This is a genomic window from Pseudofrankia coriaricola (genome assembly GCF_001854805.1).
GTDB lineage: Bacteria > Actinomycetota > Actinomycetes > Frankiales > Frankiaceae > Pseudofrankia.
Window position 1 is genome coordinate 1 of the sequence record NZ_MBLO01000096.1, and the last position, 16,897, is coordinate 16,897.

The window sequence follows — 16,897 nt, forward strand, 5'->3', positions numbered from 1 at the left end:
GTGGTGTTCTCCTCCGTCGCGGGCGTCGTGGGCACTCCCGGCCAGGCCAACTACGCGGCGGCGAACGCCGCCCTCGACGCGCTCGCGGCGAGCCGCCACGCCGCCGGCCTGGCCGGGACGTCGATGGCGTGGGGCCTGTGGGCCGCGGCCAGCGGGATGACCGGGCAGCTCGATGCCGCCGACCTGGCCCGGTTGGCCCGCGGCGGCATCGTCCCGCTGACCGACACCGACGGGCTGGCGCTGTTCGACGCCGCGCTCGCCGCGGGCGACCCGGTCGTGGTCCCGGCCCACCTGGACGGCGCCGCGCTGGCCGACGCCGACGGCGCGGGGTCCAGCCTGCTGCGGGGCATCGCCGGCCCGGCGCGCCGGCGGCGGGCCGCCCACGACGACCCGGGCACGCGCGCGGCCGGCACCGGCCTGGCCGGGCGCCTGGCCGCGCTGGACGAGGCCGACGCGCTGGCGCTGCTGCTGGAGACGGTCCGCGAGCACGCGGTCGCCGTCCTCGGTCACGCCGACGCCACCGCGGTCGCGCCGGACCTCGCGTTCCGCTCGATGGGCTTCGACTCGCTGATGTCGGTCGAGCTGCGCAACCGGCTCAACGCGGCCGTCGGTGCCCGGCTACCGGCCGCCGTGCTGTTCGACCACCCGACGCCGGCCGCGCTCGCCCGCCATCTGTACGCCGTCCTGGCGCCGGCCGCGGCCGGCGCGACGCCGCCCGGCGGGTCGATGGCCGGCCCGCCGCCGGCCCCGCGCATCGGCGCGGGCGACGACCCGGTCGTGATCGTGGGGATGGCCTGCCGGTTCCCGGGCGGGGTCGCCTCGCCGGACGAGCTGTGGGACCTGCTCGACGCCGGCGCGGAGGGCCTCTCGGCCTTCCCGACCGACCGGGGCTGGCCGCTGGCCGAGATCTACGACCCGGACCCCGGGGCGGCCGGGCGGACGTACGTCCGCGCGGGCGGGTTCCTGCACGACGCGGCCGAGTTCGACGCCGAGTTCTTCGGGATCTCCCCGCGCGAGGCGGCGGCGATGGACCCGCAGCAACGACTGCTGCTGGAGACGGCCTGGGAGGCGCTGGAGCGCGCCGGCATCGACCCGCGGACCCAGCGCGGCGCCCAGGCCGGAGTGTTCGTCGGGGCGATCGCCCAGGAATACGGGCCGCGGCTGCGGGACGTCCCCGACGGGCTCGGCGGCTACCTGCTGACCGGCACGACGACCAGCGTCGCCTCGGGGCGGGTGGCGTACACCCTCGGCCTGGAGGGTCCGGCGGTGACGGTCGACACGGCGTGCTCGTCGTCGTTGGTGGCGCTTCACCTGGCGGCGTCGTCGCTGCGGGCGGGCGAGTGCTCGCTGGCGCTGGCCGGTGGGGTGACGGTCATGTCCACCCCCGGCACCTTCATCGAGTTCTCCCGGCAACGCGCCCTGTCGGCGGACGGCCGCTGCCGCGCGTACGCCGAGGGCGCCGCCGGGTTCGGCCCGGCCGAGGGCGTCGGCCTGCTGGTGCTGGAGCGGCTGTCGGACGCGCGGCGCAACGGCCACGAGGTGCTGGCGGTGATCGCGGGTTCGGCGGTGAACCAGGACGGGGCGTCGAATGGTCTGACGGCGCCGAACGGCCCCGCGCAGGAGCGGGTCATCCGGGCCGCGCTCGCCTCCGCCGGGCTGACACCGGCGGACGTCGACGTGGTGGAGGGGCACGGGACCGGCACGGCGCTCGGGGACCCCATCGAGGCCGCGGCGCTGCTCGCCACCTACGGCCAGGAGCGGCCGGCGGACCGGCCGTTGCTGCTCGGCTCGGTGAAGTCGAACCTCGGCCACGCGCAGGCGGCGGCCGGGGTCGGCGGTGTGATCAAGATGGTGCTCTCGATCCGCCACGGGATAGTGCCCCGGACGCTGCACGTGGACGCGCCGTCGTCGCGGGTGGACTGGGAGTCGGGCGCGGTCGAGCTGGTGACGGAGGCCCGGCCCTGGCGGCGGAGCGACCGGCCCCGGCGGGCGGCCGTGTCGTCGTTCGGCGTGAGCGGGACCAACGCGCATGTCATCGTCGCCGAGCCGGCCCGCGACGCGGACGCGGCGCCCGCCGACGTCGCCGGCCCGGCCGCGCCGGCCGTGCGCGGGGCGGTGCCCTGGGTGCTGACCGCCCGCGACGACGACGCCCTGCGGGCCCGGGCCGCCGACCTGCGCGCCCACCTGGCGGCCCGGCCGGACCTGCCGGCCGCCCAGGTCGGCCGCGCGCTGGCCACGACCCGGACCGCCTTCGAGCGGCGTGCCGTCGTCATCGGCCGGACGACGGACGACCTCCTCGGCGGCCTGGATGACCTGGTCAGCGGCACGCCGTCGCCCACCGTCGTGGGACCGGGCAGCGCGCAGGGCGCCCCGGGCCGGACGGTCTTCGTCTTCCCCGGCCAGGGCGCGCAGTGGGCCCGGATGGGCCTGGAGCTCGCCGAGAGCAGCGACGTGTTCCGCGCCGAGCTGACCGGCTGCGCCGACGCCGTGGGCCGCTACACCGACTGGTCGCTGCTCGACGTGCTGGCGGGGGCTCCGGGCGCCCCGCCGCTGGAACGCGTCGACGTCGTGCAGCCGGCGCTCTTCTCGGTCATGGCCGCGCTCGCCGCGCTGTGGCGCGCGCAGGGGATCGAGCCGGACGCGGTCATCGGCCACAGCCAGGGCGAGATCGCCGCCGCGTACGTCGCCGGCGCGCTGAGCCTCGACGACGCCGCGCGGATCGTGACGTTGCGCAGCCGCGCGCTGGGCCGGCTCGCCGGCCGGGGCGGCATGCTATGGGTGGCCCGGCCGCTGGAATGGGCGATGGACCGGCTTCGGGCGGACGGCGCCCAGCTGTCCGTGGCCGCCGTGAACGGCCCGGGCTCGGTGGTGGTCTCGGGCGGTCGGGCGGCGCTGGCCGCGCTCGCTGGCCAGCTGGACGCCGAGGGCATCCGGGCGCGGATGATCCCGGTGGACTACGCCTCGCACTCGGCGCAGGTCGAGGAGATCCGCGCCGAGCTGGCCACGGCCCTGGCGCCGGTCTCCCCGCGCCCGGCCGCCGTCCCGCTCTACTCGACCGTCACCGGGGAGCGGATCGACACCGCGCGGATGGACGCCGACTACTGGTTCACTAACCTGCGCCAGACCGTCGAGTTCGAGGCCGCGGTGCGCCGGACCCTCGACGACAGGCACACCGTCTTCGTCGAAATCAGCCCGCATCCGGTACTCGTCGCCGGAATCCAGGAGACCGCCGAGTCCCACGCGGGCGTCGGCCGGGCGAGCGGCGCCGTCGTCGTCGGAACCCTGCGGCGCGACGACGGCGGCCCGGACCGGTTCATCGGCGCGGTCGCCGACCTGTACACCCGGGGCGTCCCGGTCGAGTGGACGCGCTGCCTGCCCGCCGCCGGCGGCGGCACGGTCGCCCTGCCCACCTACCCGTTCCGCCGGAGCCGGTACTGGCTCGATCCGGCCGAGCCCGCCGCCGAGGCGCCGCCCGGGCCGGCGGAGTTCTTCGACCGGCTGGCGACGGGTGAGCTCGCGTCGCTGGCCGATGAGCTGGACTTGGCGGACGCTGGCCGGGACTCGCTGGCGATGCTCGCGCCGGCGCTGGAGTCGTGGCGGCGCCGGCGGGCGGAGGCCGGGGCGGCGGCCGCCTGGCGTTACCGCCTCAGCTGGCCGGTCGTCGGGGACACGTCGCGCCGCCCGGACGGCGCCCTCGACGGCCGCTGGCTGCTGGTCCCGCTCGGCGACGTCGTGTCCGGGGACCTGTTCGAGTCCGTCCACGAGACGCTCGCCGAACGGGGCGCGATACCGATGCCCGTCCCGGCCCGAACCCGGGACCGGGCGGCCTTCGCCGCGGCGCTGACGGCCCTCGGCGGCGCGCCCGTCGCGGGCGTGATCGGTGTGCTCACCGAGACCGCCGAGGCCGACGGCCGTTTCGCCGGTGCCGCCGCGGGTGCCGCGGCGACGGAGGAGACGCTCGCCGCCGCGGCCCTGGTCCAGGCGCTCGGCGACGTTGGGATCGCCGCGCCGCTGTGGCTCGTCACCCAGGGCGCGGTGTCGGTCGGCCCGGCCGACGCGGTGACCCGCCCCACCGCGGCGACGCTGTGGGGCCTGGGACGGGTGGTCGCGCTGGAGCATCCGGACCGGTGGGGTGGCCTGGTGGACCTGCCGGAGCGGCCCGACTCCCGCGCACGAGCCCGGCTCGCCGCCGTGCTCGCCGGGACGACGGGCGAGAACCAGCTCGCGATCCGGGCCGGCGGGCTGTCCGCCGCCCGGCTCACCCGGGCGGGCACCAGCGCGCGCCGTGGCGCCGACTGGCCGCCCGCCGACGGGACGACGCTCGTCACCGGCGCGTTCGGCGCGGTTGGCGGCCGGGTCTGCCGGGCGCTGGCCGACGCCGGCGTGCCCCACCTGCTGCTCGTCTCCCGCCGGGGCGGGCAGGCACCGGGCGCGGCCGAGCTGACCGCCGACCTGGCGGCCCGGGGCGCGGCGGTCACCGTCCTGGCCGCCGACGTCACCGACGCCGACGCCGTGGCGGCCGGGCTGGCCGCCCTGCCGGCCGACGCGCCGCTGCGCGCCGTCGTCCACGCTGCCGGCGTCCTCGACGACGGGCTGCTCGACGGGCTGACGCCGGAGCGGGCGGCGGCGGTGCTCGCCCCGAAGGCCGCCGGCGCCGCCGTCCTGCACGCGCTGACCCGTGACCTGGACCTGGCGGCGTTCGTGCTGTTCTCCTCGGGCAGCGGCGTGTGGGGCACGGCCGGGTCCGCGCCGTACGCGGCCGCCAACGCCTACCTGGACGCGCTCGCCGCCCACCGTCACGCGCTGGGGCTGCCCGCGCTCGCCGTGGCCTGGGGCTCCTGGGGCGGCGGGGGGATGGTCGACGCCGTCGCCGAGCGGCACCTGGCCCGCCGGGGCATCCACCCGATGGACCCGGACACGGCCCTGGCGGCGCTGGCCGACGCGGTCGCCGGCGCCGCCACCGAGCCGACGGCGGTCGTGGCCGACGTCGACTGGGCCGCCCTCGCCCGCGCCCTGGGCCGCGGGGGCGACCGGCTGCTGGCCGGCCTGGCCGAGGCCGGCGCGGAGCACGGCGAGGACGTGCCGGGCGCTCCGTCCGGTGGCCCCGGCCCCGGGGTCAGCGGGCGCGGCGGCGACGAGCTGGCCACGCGACTGGCCGACGCCGACGGGCCGGCCCGGCTCGCGGCACTGGTCGACCTGGTGCGGGCGCACGCCGCCGCGGTGCTCGGCCATCCCGAGACTGACCGGGTGCCGGCCACCCGGGCGTTCAAGGACCTGGGGTTCGACTCGCTGACGTCCGTCGAGCTGCGCAACCGGCTCGCCATGGCGACCGGCCTGCCGCTGCCGACCACGCTCGTGTACGACTGCCCGACGGCCGGCGCCGTCGCCGAGTACCTGCGGACCGAGCTGTTCGGCGCCGACGAGGCGCCGGCCCAGGCCGCGTCGGGCGTGGCCACGGCCCCGGCCGCGCCCGACGCGCATGACCCGCTGGTGATCGTCGGCATGGCGTGCCGCTTCCCTGGCGGCGTCCGGTCGCCCGAGGACCTCTGGGACCTGATCGCCGACGAGGTCGACGCCGTCACGGAGATGCCGACCAACCGCGGCTGGGACATCGACGCGATCTACGACCCGGACCCGGACCGGCAGGGCCGCTCCTACGCCCGGGAGGGCGGGTTCCTGCACGACGCGGACGAGTTCGACGCCGGCTTCTTCGGCATCAGCCCCCGCGAGGCGATCGCCATCGACCCGCAGCAGCGGCTGCTGCTGGAGACGTCCTGGGAGCTGTTCGAACGGTCCGGCATAGTCGCCGACAGCCTGCGCGGCAGCTCCACCGGGGTGTACGTCGGGCTGGGCTACCAGGACTACGGCGCCCGCATCCACGAGGCGCCGGAAGGTCTCGAGGGCTTCCTGCTCACCGGCAAGCTCTCCAGCGTCGCCTCCGGCCGGATCTCCTACCACTACGGCCTGGAGGGGCCGTCCGTCACCGTCGACACGGCCTGCTCGTCGTCGCTGGTGGCGCTGCACATGGCCAGCCAGGCGGTCCGGTCCGGCGAGTGCCGGATGGCGCTGGCCGGCGGCGTGATGGTGATGCCGACGCCCGGCGTCTTCATCGAGTTCAGCCGCCAGCGCGGGATGGCCCGCGACGGCCGGTGCAAGGCGTTCGCCGCCGGCGCGGACGGGCTCGGCTGGGGCGAGGGGGTCGGGCTGGTCCTCGTCGAGCGGCTGTCCGACGCGCGCCGGGCCGGCCACCGAGTGCTCGCGGTCATCCGCGGCTCGGCGGTCAACCAGGACGGCGCCAGCAACGGCCTCACCGCGCCCAACGGGCCGTCCCAGCAGCGGGTGATCCGCGCCGCCCTGGCCGCCGCGGGGCTGCGGTCCGACCAGGTGGACGCCGTCGAGGCGCACGGGACCGGGACCGCCCTCGGCGACCCGATCGAGGCCCAGGCGCTGCTCGCCACCTACGGCCGCGAGCGCCCGGTCGACCGGCCGCTCTGGCTGGGGTCGGTCAAGTCCAACATCGCGCATCCGCAGACCGCCGCGGGCGTGGCCGGCGTCATGAAGATGGTGTTGGCCCTGCGGCACGGCCTGCTGCCCCGGACGCTGCACGTCACCGAGCCGTCCCCGCACGTGGACTGGTCGGCCGGCGCGGTCAGGCTGCTCGGCCAGGCCCGTCCGTGGGCGGCCGGGCCGGACGGGGTGCGCAGGGCCGGCGTCTCCTCGTTCGGGGTCAGCGGGACGAACGTTCACCTGATCCTGGAGGAGGCGCCGACCGAGGCCGCCCTGGCGCCCCCCGCCGCCCTCGCCTCGACCGGAGTGACGGGCCTGGTCGGCGGGGTGGCCCCGCTGCTCCTCTCGGCCCGCTCCGAGGCGGCGCTGCGGGCGGCGGCCGGCCGGCTGCGGTCCGCGCTGTCGGCGATCTCCACCGTGGCCGACGGCGCGGTCGGCGGGGTCGCCCGGGCGCTGGTCACCGAGCGCGCGCTGTTCCCCTACCGGGCGGTCGTACTGGCCGCCGACCCGGCCGAGGCGCTGGCGGGCCTGGCCGCGGTCGAGAACGGCACGGACGCGGCGACGGTGGTCAGGGGCCGGGCGGGGGACGCCGGCGGCACGGTGTTCGTGTTCCCGGGCCAGGGCTCGCAGTGGGTCGGCATGGCGGCCGAGCTGCTGGCCGAATCTGCGGTGTTCGCCCGGGAGATGGCGGCCTGTGCGGAGGCGCTCGCCGACCACGTCGACTGGTCGCTGCTCGACGTGGTCCAGGGCGCCGAGGGCGCGCCCTCGCTGGACGCCGTCGACGTCGTCCAGCCGGCGCTGTTCGCGGTGATGGTGTCGCTGGCCGCGGTGTGGCGCGCGGCGGGCGTCGAGCCGGACGCCGTCGTCGGTCACTCCCAGGGCGAGATCGCCGCCGCGTACGTCGCCGGCGCGCTGAGCCTGCCCGACGCCGTCCGGGTGGTCGCGCTGCGGTCGAAGGCGTTGCTCGCGCTCGCCGGGCGGGGCGCGATGGTCTCGGTCGGCCTGCCGGCGGCCGACACGGCCCCGCTGCTGGCCGGGCTGCCCGGCGACTGGGGCGTCGCCGCGGTCAACGGCGCGTCCTCGACGGTCGTGTCCGGTGGGGAGGCCGGGGCGGCCGAGCTGCTGGCGCGAGCCGACGCGGCCGGGATCCGGGCCCGACGCGTCCCCGTCGACTACGCGTCCCACTCGGCGCAGGTCGAGACCGTTCGCGACGCGCTGCTGCGCGCGTTGGCCGACATCCAGCCGCGCGACACCCGGGTCGCGTTCCACTCGACGGTCACCGGCGGGCTGCTCGACGCCGCCGCGCTCACCGGCGACTACTGGTACCGCAACCTGCGGCAGCCGGTCCTGCTCGAACCCGTCGTCGCCGCGCTCGCCGCCGCGGGCCACCGGGTCTTCGTCGAGGTCAGCCCGCACCCCGTGCTGGTCGGCGGCCTGGAGGAGACCCTCGACGCCGCGGTGCCCGCCGGCGACGAGCCGGCCGTCGTGACCGGCACGCTGCGCCGCGGCGAGGGCGGCTGGCGGCGGATGCTGACCTCGCTGGCGACCGTCGGCGTCGCCGGCGGCGCCGTGGACTGGCCGGCGCTCGTCCCGGCGGCCGGGCGCCGGGTCGACCTGCCGACCTACCCGTTCCAGCGCCAGCGGTACTGGATGAACACCTCGACGGCCGGGCCCGGCGGCGCCCGGGCCAGCGGAGCGCTCGACGTCGACCACCCGATGCTGGGCGCGGCGCTGGAGCTGCCGGACAGCGGCGGGGTGGTGTTCACCGGGGCGATCGGCCAGGCGACCCACGGCTGGCTCGCCGACCACGGGGTGGCGGGAGTGTCGCTGCTGCCGGCGACCGCGTTCGTCGAGCTCGCCCTGGCCGCGGGCCGCCGGCTCGGCGCCGGCCGCGCCGAGCTGGAGGACCTGACCCTGCGGGCCCCGCTGGTGCTGCCCGAGCGGGCGGCCGTCGCCCTGCGCCTGTCGGTCGCGGCGCCCGACGCGGCCGGCCGCCGGGACTTCTCGCTGCACTCCCGGCCGATGACCCTCGCGGTCACCACCGGGGCCGGCGTGACGGCCAGCCGAGGCGAGCGGGCCGCGGAGGACTGGACCCGGCACGCCACCGGCGTCCTGGTCGACGCCGCCCGGCCAGGGCCGTCCGCCGACGCCCTGGCTACCTGGCCGCCCGCCGGCGCGACGCCGGTCGACACCGACGAGCTCTACCGGGGCTTCGCCGACGCCGGCTACGAGTACGGGCAGGCGTTCCGCGGGCTGCGGGCCGCGTGGCGGCTCGGTGACGACATCTACGCCGAGGCCCGGCTCGCCGGCGCCGAGGCGTCCGGCGCGCCGTCCTACCTGCTCCACCCGGCGCTCCTGGACACGGTGCTGCACCCGAGCTTCCTGTTCGCCTCGGGCGAGACCCGGCTGCCGTTCGCCGTCGGGCGGGCCCGGGTCGACCGGCCCGGCGCCGCCGCGGCACGGGTCCGCATCCACCGGTCCGGCCCGGACGAGCTGGCGGTGACCCTGTACGACCTGACCGGCGAGGTGATCGGGTCGATCGGCTCGATCGCGATGCGGGCGGTCGCGCCGGAGGCGCTCCGCGCGGCCGCGCCGGAGGCGCTCCGCGCGGCCGCCGCCGGCAGCGGCGACTCGCTGTTCCGCCTGAACTGGACGCCGCTCGCGGAGGTGGACGCCGACACGCCGTCAGGCAACGGGGCGCCAGCTGCCGCCTGCGGACCGGTGACCAGCGTGCTAGGACCGGAGTCGCCAGCACTGGCCGCCGTCGCGGCCGCTCTGTCCGGTGGCTCCGCCGCGCCGGCTGGCCCGGTCGCGCCGGTCGATCGGCATGACGACCTGGCCGCCCTCGTCGCGGCACTCGACGCCGGCCTGCCTGCGCCGCCGGTCGTCGTCGTGCCGGTCGGCCAGGCAGCGGGCGAGCCGGCCAGTCGGCCTGAACGGCCCGGTGTGGAGCCGGGGCCGTCGACGGCGGAGGCGGTGCGGTCCGCGACCACCCGCACGCTGGAGCTGGTCCAGCGCTGGCTGGCCGACGAACGCTTCGCCTCTTCCACCCTGGTCGTGCTGACGGCCGGTGCCGCCGCCACCGACGCGGCCGGGCCGGTCGACCTCGTCCACGCCCCGCTCGCGGGCCTGCTCGGCTCGGCGGGCACGGAGCATCCGGACCGGCTCGCGCTCGTCGACGTCGAGGCGGGCGAACGGGGCGTGGACGAGGCGTCGCTGCGGGCGCTGCCGGCCGCGCTGGCCGCGCTCGCCGCCGGCGAGCGGCGGCTGGCGGTCCGGGACGGTCGGGTCCTCGCGCCGCGGCTGGCGCGGATCGAGCCGTCCGGCGCGGCCGGAATGCGGCTGCGCCCGGACGGCACCGTCCTGCTGACCGGCGGCACCGGCACGCTGGGCGCGCTGCTCGCCCGGCACCTGGTGACCGCGCACGGCGTGCGGCACCTGCTCATCGCCAGCCGACGCGGACCGGACGCGCCCGGGGCGGCGGAGCTGAGCGCCGAGCTGGCCGGACTGGGCGCCGAGGCCCGGATCGTCGCCTGCGACGTCACCGACCGCGGCGAGGTGGCCGGCCTGCTGGCGACCGTGCCGTCCGAGCACCCGCTCACCGGCGTCGTGCACGCGGCGGCGGCCCTCGACGACGGGACGGTCATGGCTCTGACCCCGGCCCGGGTGGACGCCGTGATGCGGCCGAAGGTGGACGCGGCGCTGCATCTGCACGAGCTGACGGCTGGCACCGACCTGGCCCTGTTCGCCCTGTTCTCCGGCGCCGCCGGCCAGTTCGGCACGGCCGGGCAGGCCCACTACGCGGCGGCCAACGTGTTCCTCGACGGCCTGGCGGCGGCCAGGCGGGCGGCCGGGCTGCCGGCGATCTCGCTGGCCTGGGGACTGTGGGCCGAGCGCAGCGAGCTGACCGGCGCGCTGGACGCGACCGACATCACCCGGCTGGCCCGCCTCGGCGTGCGGCCGCTGGAGTCGGCTGCCGGGCTGGCCCTGTTCGACGCGGCGCTGGGCGCCGGGGAGGCGCTGGTCGTGCCGGTCGGCCTGGACCTGGCCGCCGTACGCGCCGGCGCGGCGCCGGCGCATCCATTGCTGCGCGACCTCGCCCGCCGAGCCCGCACCGCGGTCGCCGAGCCGGGGTCGCCGGCGGCCGACGGCGACGCCGGCTCGGACGCCGACGCGCTGCGCCGCCGGCTGACGGCCGCGGGCGAGCAGGAGCGGGCGCGCATCGTCGCCGAGCTGGTCCGTGGCCTGGCCGCGGCCACGCTCGGCCACGACAGCGCCGGCGAGATCGAGATGCGGACCGCCTTCCGCGACCTGGGGTTCGACTCGCTCACGGCGGTGGAGCTGCGCGTCCGGGTCAACCGGGCGACCGGGCTGCGGCTGCCGGCCACGGTGGTCTTCGACTACGCGACGCCCCGGGCCCTGGCCGGGAAGATCCAGACCGAGCTGGCCAGCGCGGCGCCGCCGGCGACCTCGGCCGGCCCGGGTACGGCCGGCGCCGCGCCCGGGCCGGCGGCGACGCGGTCGGCGTCGGCGTCGGACGCCCTGGCCAGCGTCGACCTGGTGGAGCGGGTGCTGGCCGGCGCGGAACCCGGCGACGCCGCCGGGATGGCGCTGCGGGCCCGGATCGCGCAGCTCGCGGCCCGCTACACGGCGGACGCCGCGTCGGAGGCCGCCCCGTCGGTCAGCGAGCGGCTGGCGTCCGCGTCCGACGACGAGCTCTTCGAGTTCATCGAGCAACAGCTGTGACTTCCGCCCGCGGCTGTCCCCACCCGCGCCGCCGCCCCCCGCACCCCGGTGGCCTCCCGCGTCCCGGCGGTCTGCCATGCCCTCGCCGTACGTCCGTGCCCCTGCCGTGCCCCTGCCGTGCCTCCGTCCGTGCCCGGCCCGAACCTGGAGCGAGTGACGAGCCATGAACGAGGAGAAACTCCGCTTCTACCTGCGGCGCGTCACCGCCGATCTGCACGAGGCCCGGAACCGGGTGCGGGAGCTGGAGCGGGGCGGCGCCGAGCCGATCGCGATCGTCGGGATGGCCGCGCGTTACCCGGGCGACGTGCGGTCGCCGGCCCAGCTGTGGGACCTGGTGGCCGCCGGGCGCGACGGGGTGGGCGGCTTCCCGGCCGACCGCGGATGGAACGTCGACGAGCTGTTCGACCCCGACCCGGACGCCGCCGGCCACAGCTACGTGCGGGCGGGTGGTTTCCTGGCCGGTGCCGCCGACTTCGACCCGGCGTTCTTCGGCATCTCGCCCCGGGAGGCGCTGACGATGGACCCCCAGCAGCGCCTGCTGCTGGAGGCCGCCTGGGAGGCCGTGGAGTCGGCCCGCGTCGACCCGATGGAGCTGCGCGGCACGCCGACCGGCTTCTTCCTCGGCATCATGCACGACGACTACGGCATCCGGCTGCGCCCCGACCCCGGCGAGTTCGAGGGCTATCTCATCAACGGCAGCGCGGGAAGCGTCGCGTGCGGCCGGGTCTCGTACACGCTCGGCCTGGAGGGCCCGGCGGTGACCGTGGACACGGCGTGCTCGTCGTCGCTGGTTGCGCTGCACCTCGCCGCCGGCTCGCTGCGCGCCGGCGAATGCTCGCTGGCGCTGGCCGGCGGGGTGTCGGTGATGTCGACGCCGTACCTGTTCGTCGAGTTCAGCCGGCAGAAGGGGCTCTCGCCGGACGGACACTGCCGCGCGTTCGCGGACTCGGCCGACGGCACCGGGTTCGCCGAGGGCCTCGGCCTGCTGGTGCTGGAGCGGCTGGAGGACGCACGGCGGGCCGGCCACGAGGTGCTGGCCGTCCTCACAGGCTCGGCGGTGAACCAGGACGGGGCGTCGAACGGTCTGACGGCGCCGAACGGCCCGGCGCAGGAGCGGGTGATACGGGCGGCGCTGGCGTCCGCCGGGCTGTCGGGTGCCGACGTCGACGTCGTGGAGGGGCACGGGACCGGCACGACGCTCGGCGACCCGATCGAGGCGGGGGCCCTGCTCGCGGTCTATGGCCAGGACCGCCCGGCGGGCCGGCCGCTGCTGCTGGGCTCGCTCAAGTCGAACATCGGCCACGCCCAGGCGGCGGCCGGGGTCGGCGGTGTGATCAAGATGGTGCAGGCGATGCGCCACGGGATCGTGCCACCGACCCTGCACGTCGACGCGCCGTCCGCGCGGGTGGACTGGGAGTCGGGCGCCGTCGAGCTGGTGACCGAGGCCCGGCCCTGGCCGGAGACCGACCGGCCCCGGCGGGCCGGCGTGTCCTCGTTCGGCGCCAGCGGCACGAATGCGCACGTCATTGTCGAGGCGGCCTCGGCGGCCGAGCAGCCGACCGCCGAGCCCGCCGCGGCCGGCGCGGCCACCGAGGCCGCCGGCGAGGCGGCGGGGCCGGCACACGTCCCGTGGGTCGTGGCGGGCCAGACGCCGGCGGCGCTGCGGGCGCAGGCCGACGCGCTGCGCGCCGCCGTCGAGTCCGCGATGACCGTCGATCCCTGGGACGTCGCGCACTCGCTGGTGCGGACCCGCTCGCCGTTGGCCCGGCGGGCCGTCGTGATCGGGACCGACCTGGCGGGCCTGGTCCGGGGGCTCGCCGCGGTCGCCGAGGACCAGGACGACCCGGACGTGGTCGTGGCCAGGGGCCGGCCGGTCTCCTCCGAGCGGACCGTGTACGTCTTTCCGGGCCAGGGCGCCCAGTGGGCCGGGATGGGCGTCGACCTGTTCGCGCGCTCGGCCGTGTTCCGGGAGCGGATCCTCGCCTGCGAGCGGGCGCTGGCCCCGTTCGTCGACTGGTCGCTGACCGCGGTGCTGCGCGGCGACGCCGGCGCGCCCGCGCTGGAGCGGGTCGACGTCGTCCAGCCGGCGCTGTTCGCGGTGATGGTCGCCCTGGCCGAGCTGTGGCGCTCGGTGGGCGCCCCGCCGGACGCGGTAGTCGGCCACTCGCAGGGTGAGATAGCCGCGGCCTGCGTCGCGGGTGCGCTCAGCCTCGACGACGCGGCGAAGGTCGTCGCGCTGCGGGCGCGCGCCCTCCGCCGCATCGCCGGCGAGGGCGGCATGGTCTCGCTCGCCGTCGACGAGCGCCGGGCCCGCGCGGCGCTGGCCGACGCCGGCGTCGCCGGCCGCGTCGACGTCGCGGCGGTCAACGGGCCGGTGTCCACCGTCGTGTCCGGGGACGCCGACGCGCTGGACGCCCTGGTCGAGTACTGCTCGGGCACCGAGATCTCGGCCAGGCGGGTACCGGTGGACTACGCGTCCCACTCGGCCCACGTCGAGGCGATCGAGGCCGAGCTGCTGGCGTCGCTGCGGGATGTCGTCCCGGCCCGCCCCGAGATCGCCTTCTACTCGACGGTCACCGGCGCGGCGGTCGACGAGCCGGTCCTGGACGCCGGCTACTGGTACCGCAACCTGCGGCAGACCGTGCGACTGGACGAGGCGGTGCGGGCGGCCTACGCGGCCGGCCACCGCAGGTTCGTCGAGATCAGCCCGCACACCGTGCTCACCGGCGCACTCGAGAGCACGATCGAGGACGTCGACGGCGACGCCGCCGAGCGGGCGGTCGTCGTCGGCTCGCTCCGGCGCGGCGAGGACGGCTGGCGACGCTTCCTGCTCTCGATGGCCGCCCTCGACGGCCGCGGCCCGCGGCTCGACTGGGCCGCCGTGCTCGGCGGCCGGGGCGCCCCGGTGGATCTGCCCACCTACGCGTTCAAGCGTGAGCGGTACTGGCTGGAGGCCACGGCCCCGGCCGCCTCCGCGGGCGCGCTCGGACTCGACGCGGGCGAGCACCCGCTGCTCGGGGCCGAGATCAGCGTGGCCGACGGCGAGCTCACGCTGTTCACCGGCCGGCTGGCCGAGGGCAGCCCCGGCTGGCTCGCCGACCATGCCGTCCTCGGCCGCCCGCTGCTGCCGGGCACCGCCTTCGTCGAGCTGGCCCGGCACGCGGGCGCGCGCCTGGGCGCCGAGCGGGTCGAGGAGCTGACCGTGCAGAGCCCGCTCGTGCTGGCTCCGGCCGGCGGCACCGGTGCCGGGGCGGCGGCACCGCCGGCCGTCGGGACGGTGGCCGTGCAGGTCGTCGTCGGCCCGGGCGACGACGCCGGGCGGCGCGCGGTCTCCATCTACTCTCGCCCCGCCACCGGCGACTCCGCCGACGGACCCGCGGGCGACAGCACCGGCGGGGCCGACGGCGACGGCGACCGCGGGTGGATCCGGCACGCCGCCGGCACGCTCGCGGCGGCCGATCCGCCGGCGGCGCGGACCGGAGCGGACGAGGACGCCGACTGGGCCGCCGACGCCTGGCCACCGCCCGGCGCGGACGAGATCGACCTGACCGGCTTTTACGACGCCCTCGGCGAGCTCGGCTACGGCTACGGGCTGGCCTTCCGGGGGCTGCGGCGGGCCTGGCGGTCCGGCGCCGACCGCTTTGCCGAGGTCGAGCTCCCAGTGGCCACGGACCCGGGGCGTTATGGCGTCCACCCGGCGCTGCTCGACGCCGGCCTCCATCCGCTGCTGGCCGACCTCGTCGCCGAGGGGACGCCGGACGCCGAGATCCGGCTGCCGTTCTCCTGGTCCGGCGTCTCGGTGTCGGCTCCGGCCGGCGTGGCGATGCGGGTCCGGCTGCGCCTCGGCGCCGACGGCACCATCGCCCTCGACGCTCGTGACGAGACCGGCCGCTCCCTGGTCCGCGTCGCCGCCCTGGCGACTCGGCCGGTCGACCACCGGGCGTTCGCCGCGGCGGCGAGCTCCGGCGACGCCCTGTACCGGCGTGACTGGACCCCGGTCCCGCCTCCGCCCGAGGCGGCGGGCGGGGGCGGCTGGCTCGTCGTCGGTCCGGCCCCGGCGGGGCTGGCGGACCTGCTCGGCGAGGACCGGTGGGACGCGTGCGACGGGCCGGCCCTCCCGTCCGGCCCGGACGGTGTCGCCCCACCGGACGTCGTGCTGGTGCCGGCCGCCCCACCGGCCGACGGCCCGGCCGGGCCCGTCGACGTCCCGTCCGTAGTCCGTGCCGCGACCGCGGCGATGCTCGCGGTCCTCCAGGCGTGGCTGGCCGATCCGCGGTACGCGCGCAGCCGGCTGGTCGTCCTGACCCAGGACGCCGCCGATGTCGCCGCCGACGATTCCCCGGCCGCGGCCGGGAGGACCGCCGCGCCGGACCGGGGGGCCGCGAGCAGGCTGGCCGCGGCGGCCGTCCTCGGGCTGGCGCGCGCGGCCCAGTCGGAGCACCCGGGCCGGATCCAGCTGGTCGACACCGACGGCCTCGACACGTCACTGCGACGACTGCCCGCGGTCGTCGAGGGGGACCTCCCGGAGGTCGCCCTGCGGGACGGGACGATCCTCACGCCGACCCTCGCCCGGGTGGCGCAGGCCTCCGGCTCCGAGCTGTCCCGCGATCCGCTCGGCGGCACGGTCGTGGTGACCGGGGGGACGGGCGCGCTCGGCCGGCTCGTCGCCGAGCACCTGGCCCGCCGGCACGGCGTCCGGCACCTGCTGCTGCTCAGCCGCCGCGGCCCGGCCGCGGCCGGCACGGACGAGCTGCTGGCCGCGCTCGCCGCCGCCGGGGCCGACGCGCGGATCGCCGCCGTCGACGTCGCCGACCGGCGGGCGCTGGGCGCCGTGCTCGCCACGGTCGCGGCCGACCGGCCCGTCAGCGCGGTCGTGCACGCCGGCGGCGCGCTCGACGACGGCGTCGTCGAGTCGCTGACGCCGGCCCGGCTCGACCGGGTGTTCGCGCCCAAGGTCGACGGCGCTTGGCACCTGCACGACCTGACCGTGATCCCCGCCCCGGCGACCGCGGGCGCGTCGTCCGCCCCGGCGACCCCGGCCCCGACGGCCGCGGCGCTGGCTCCGGGAGCGGTGGCTCCGACGGTCGCGACGCCGGCGCTGGTGCTGTTCTCCTCGGCCGCGGGTCTGCTCGGCGGGGCGGGGCAGGCGAACTACGCGGCGGCGAACTGCTTCCTCGACGCGCTGGCCGGCTACCGGCGGTCCCTGGGCCTGCCGACCGTGTCCATCGCCTGGGGGATGTGGGCGGAGCGCGGTGAGCTGACCGGCGCGCTGGGCACCGCCGACCTCACCCGGATGCGGCGCCGCGGCATCGCGCCGCTGCCGTCGGACGCCGGCCTCGCCCTGTTCGACGCGGCCCTGGCCGAGCTTGGCCGGCCGCGGGGAGCGGCGGCCCCGCTGGCCGCGCGGATCGACCTCGCCGCCGCCCGGGCCCACCCGGAGCAGCTGCCGACGCTGATCCGCGGGCTGCTGCCCCGGCGCCGTGCCGCGGCGGGTACCGGGCGCGCCGCGATGTCACGGCTGGCGACGCTGCCGGCGGCCGAGCGCGGCCCCGCGCTGCTGGCCACCGTCCGCGCGGAGGCGGCGGCCGTGCTCGGGCACGCCGACGCCGCCGCGGTCGGCGCCGACCGCACCTTCAAGGAGCTA

2 protein-coding genes are annotated in these 16,897 nt (G+C 78.2%); both read left to right on the plus strand.

Annotated features, from left to right (window positions below; genetic code table 11):
* On the plus strand, positions 1-11,253 hold an 11,253-nt coding region (locus BCD48_RS54895), incomplete at its 5' end, for a type I polyketide synthase (protein ID WP_131804002.1).
* A gap of 163 nt (positions 11,254-11,416) precedes the next feature.
* Positions 11,417-16,897: type I polyketide synthase (locus BCD48_RS15445; protein WP_116271527.1), on the plus strand; the 5,481-nt coding region annotated here is incomplete at its 3' end.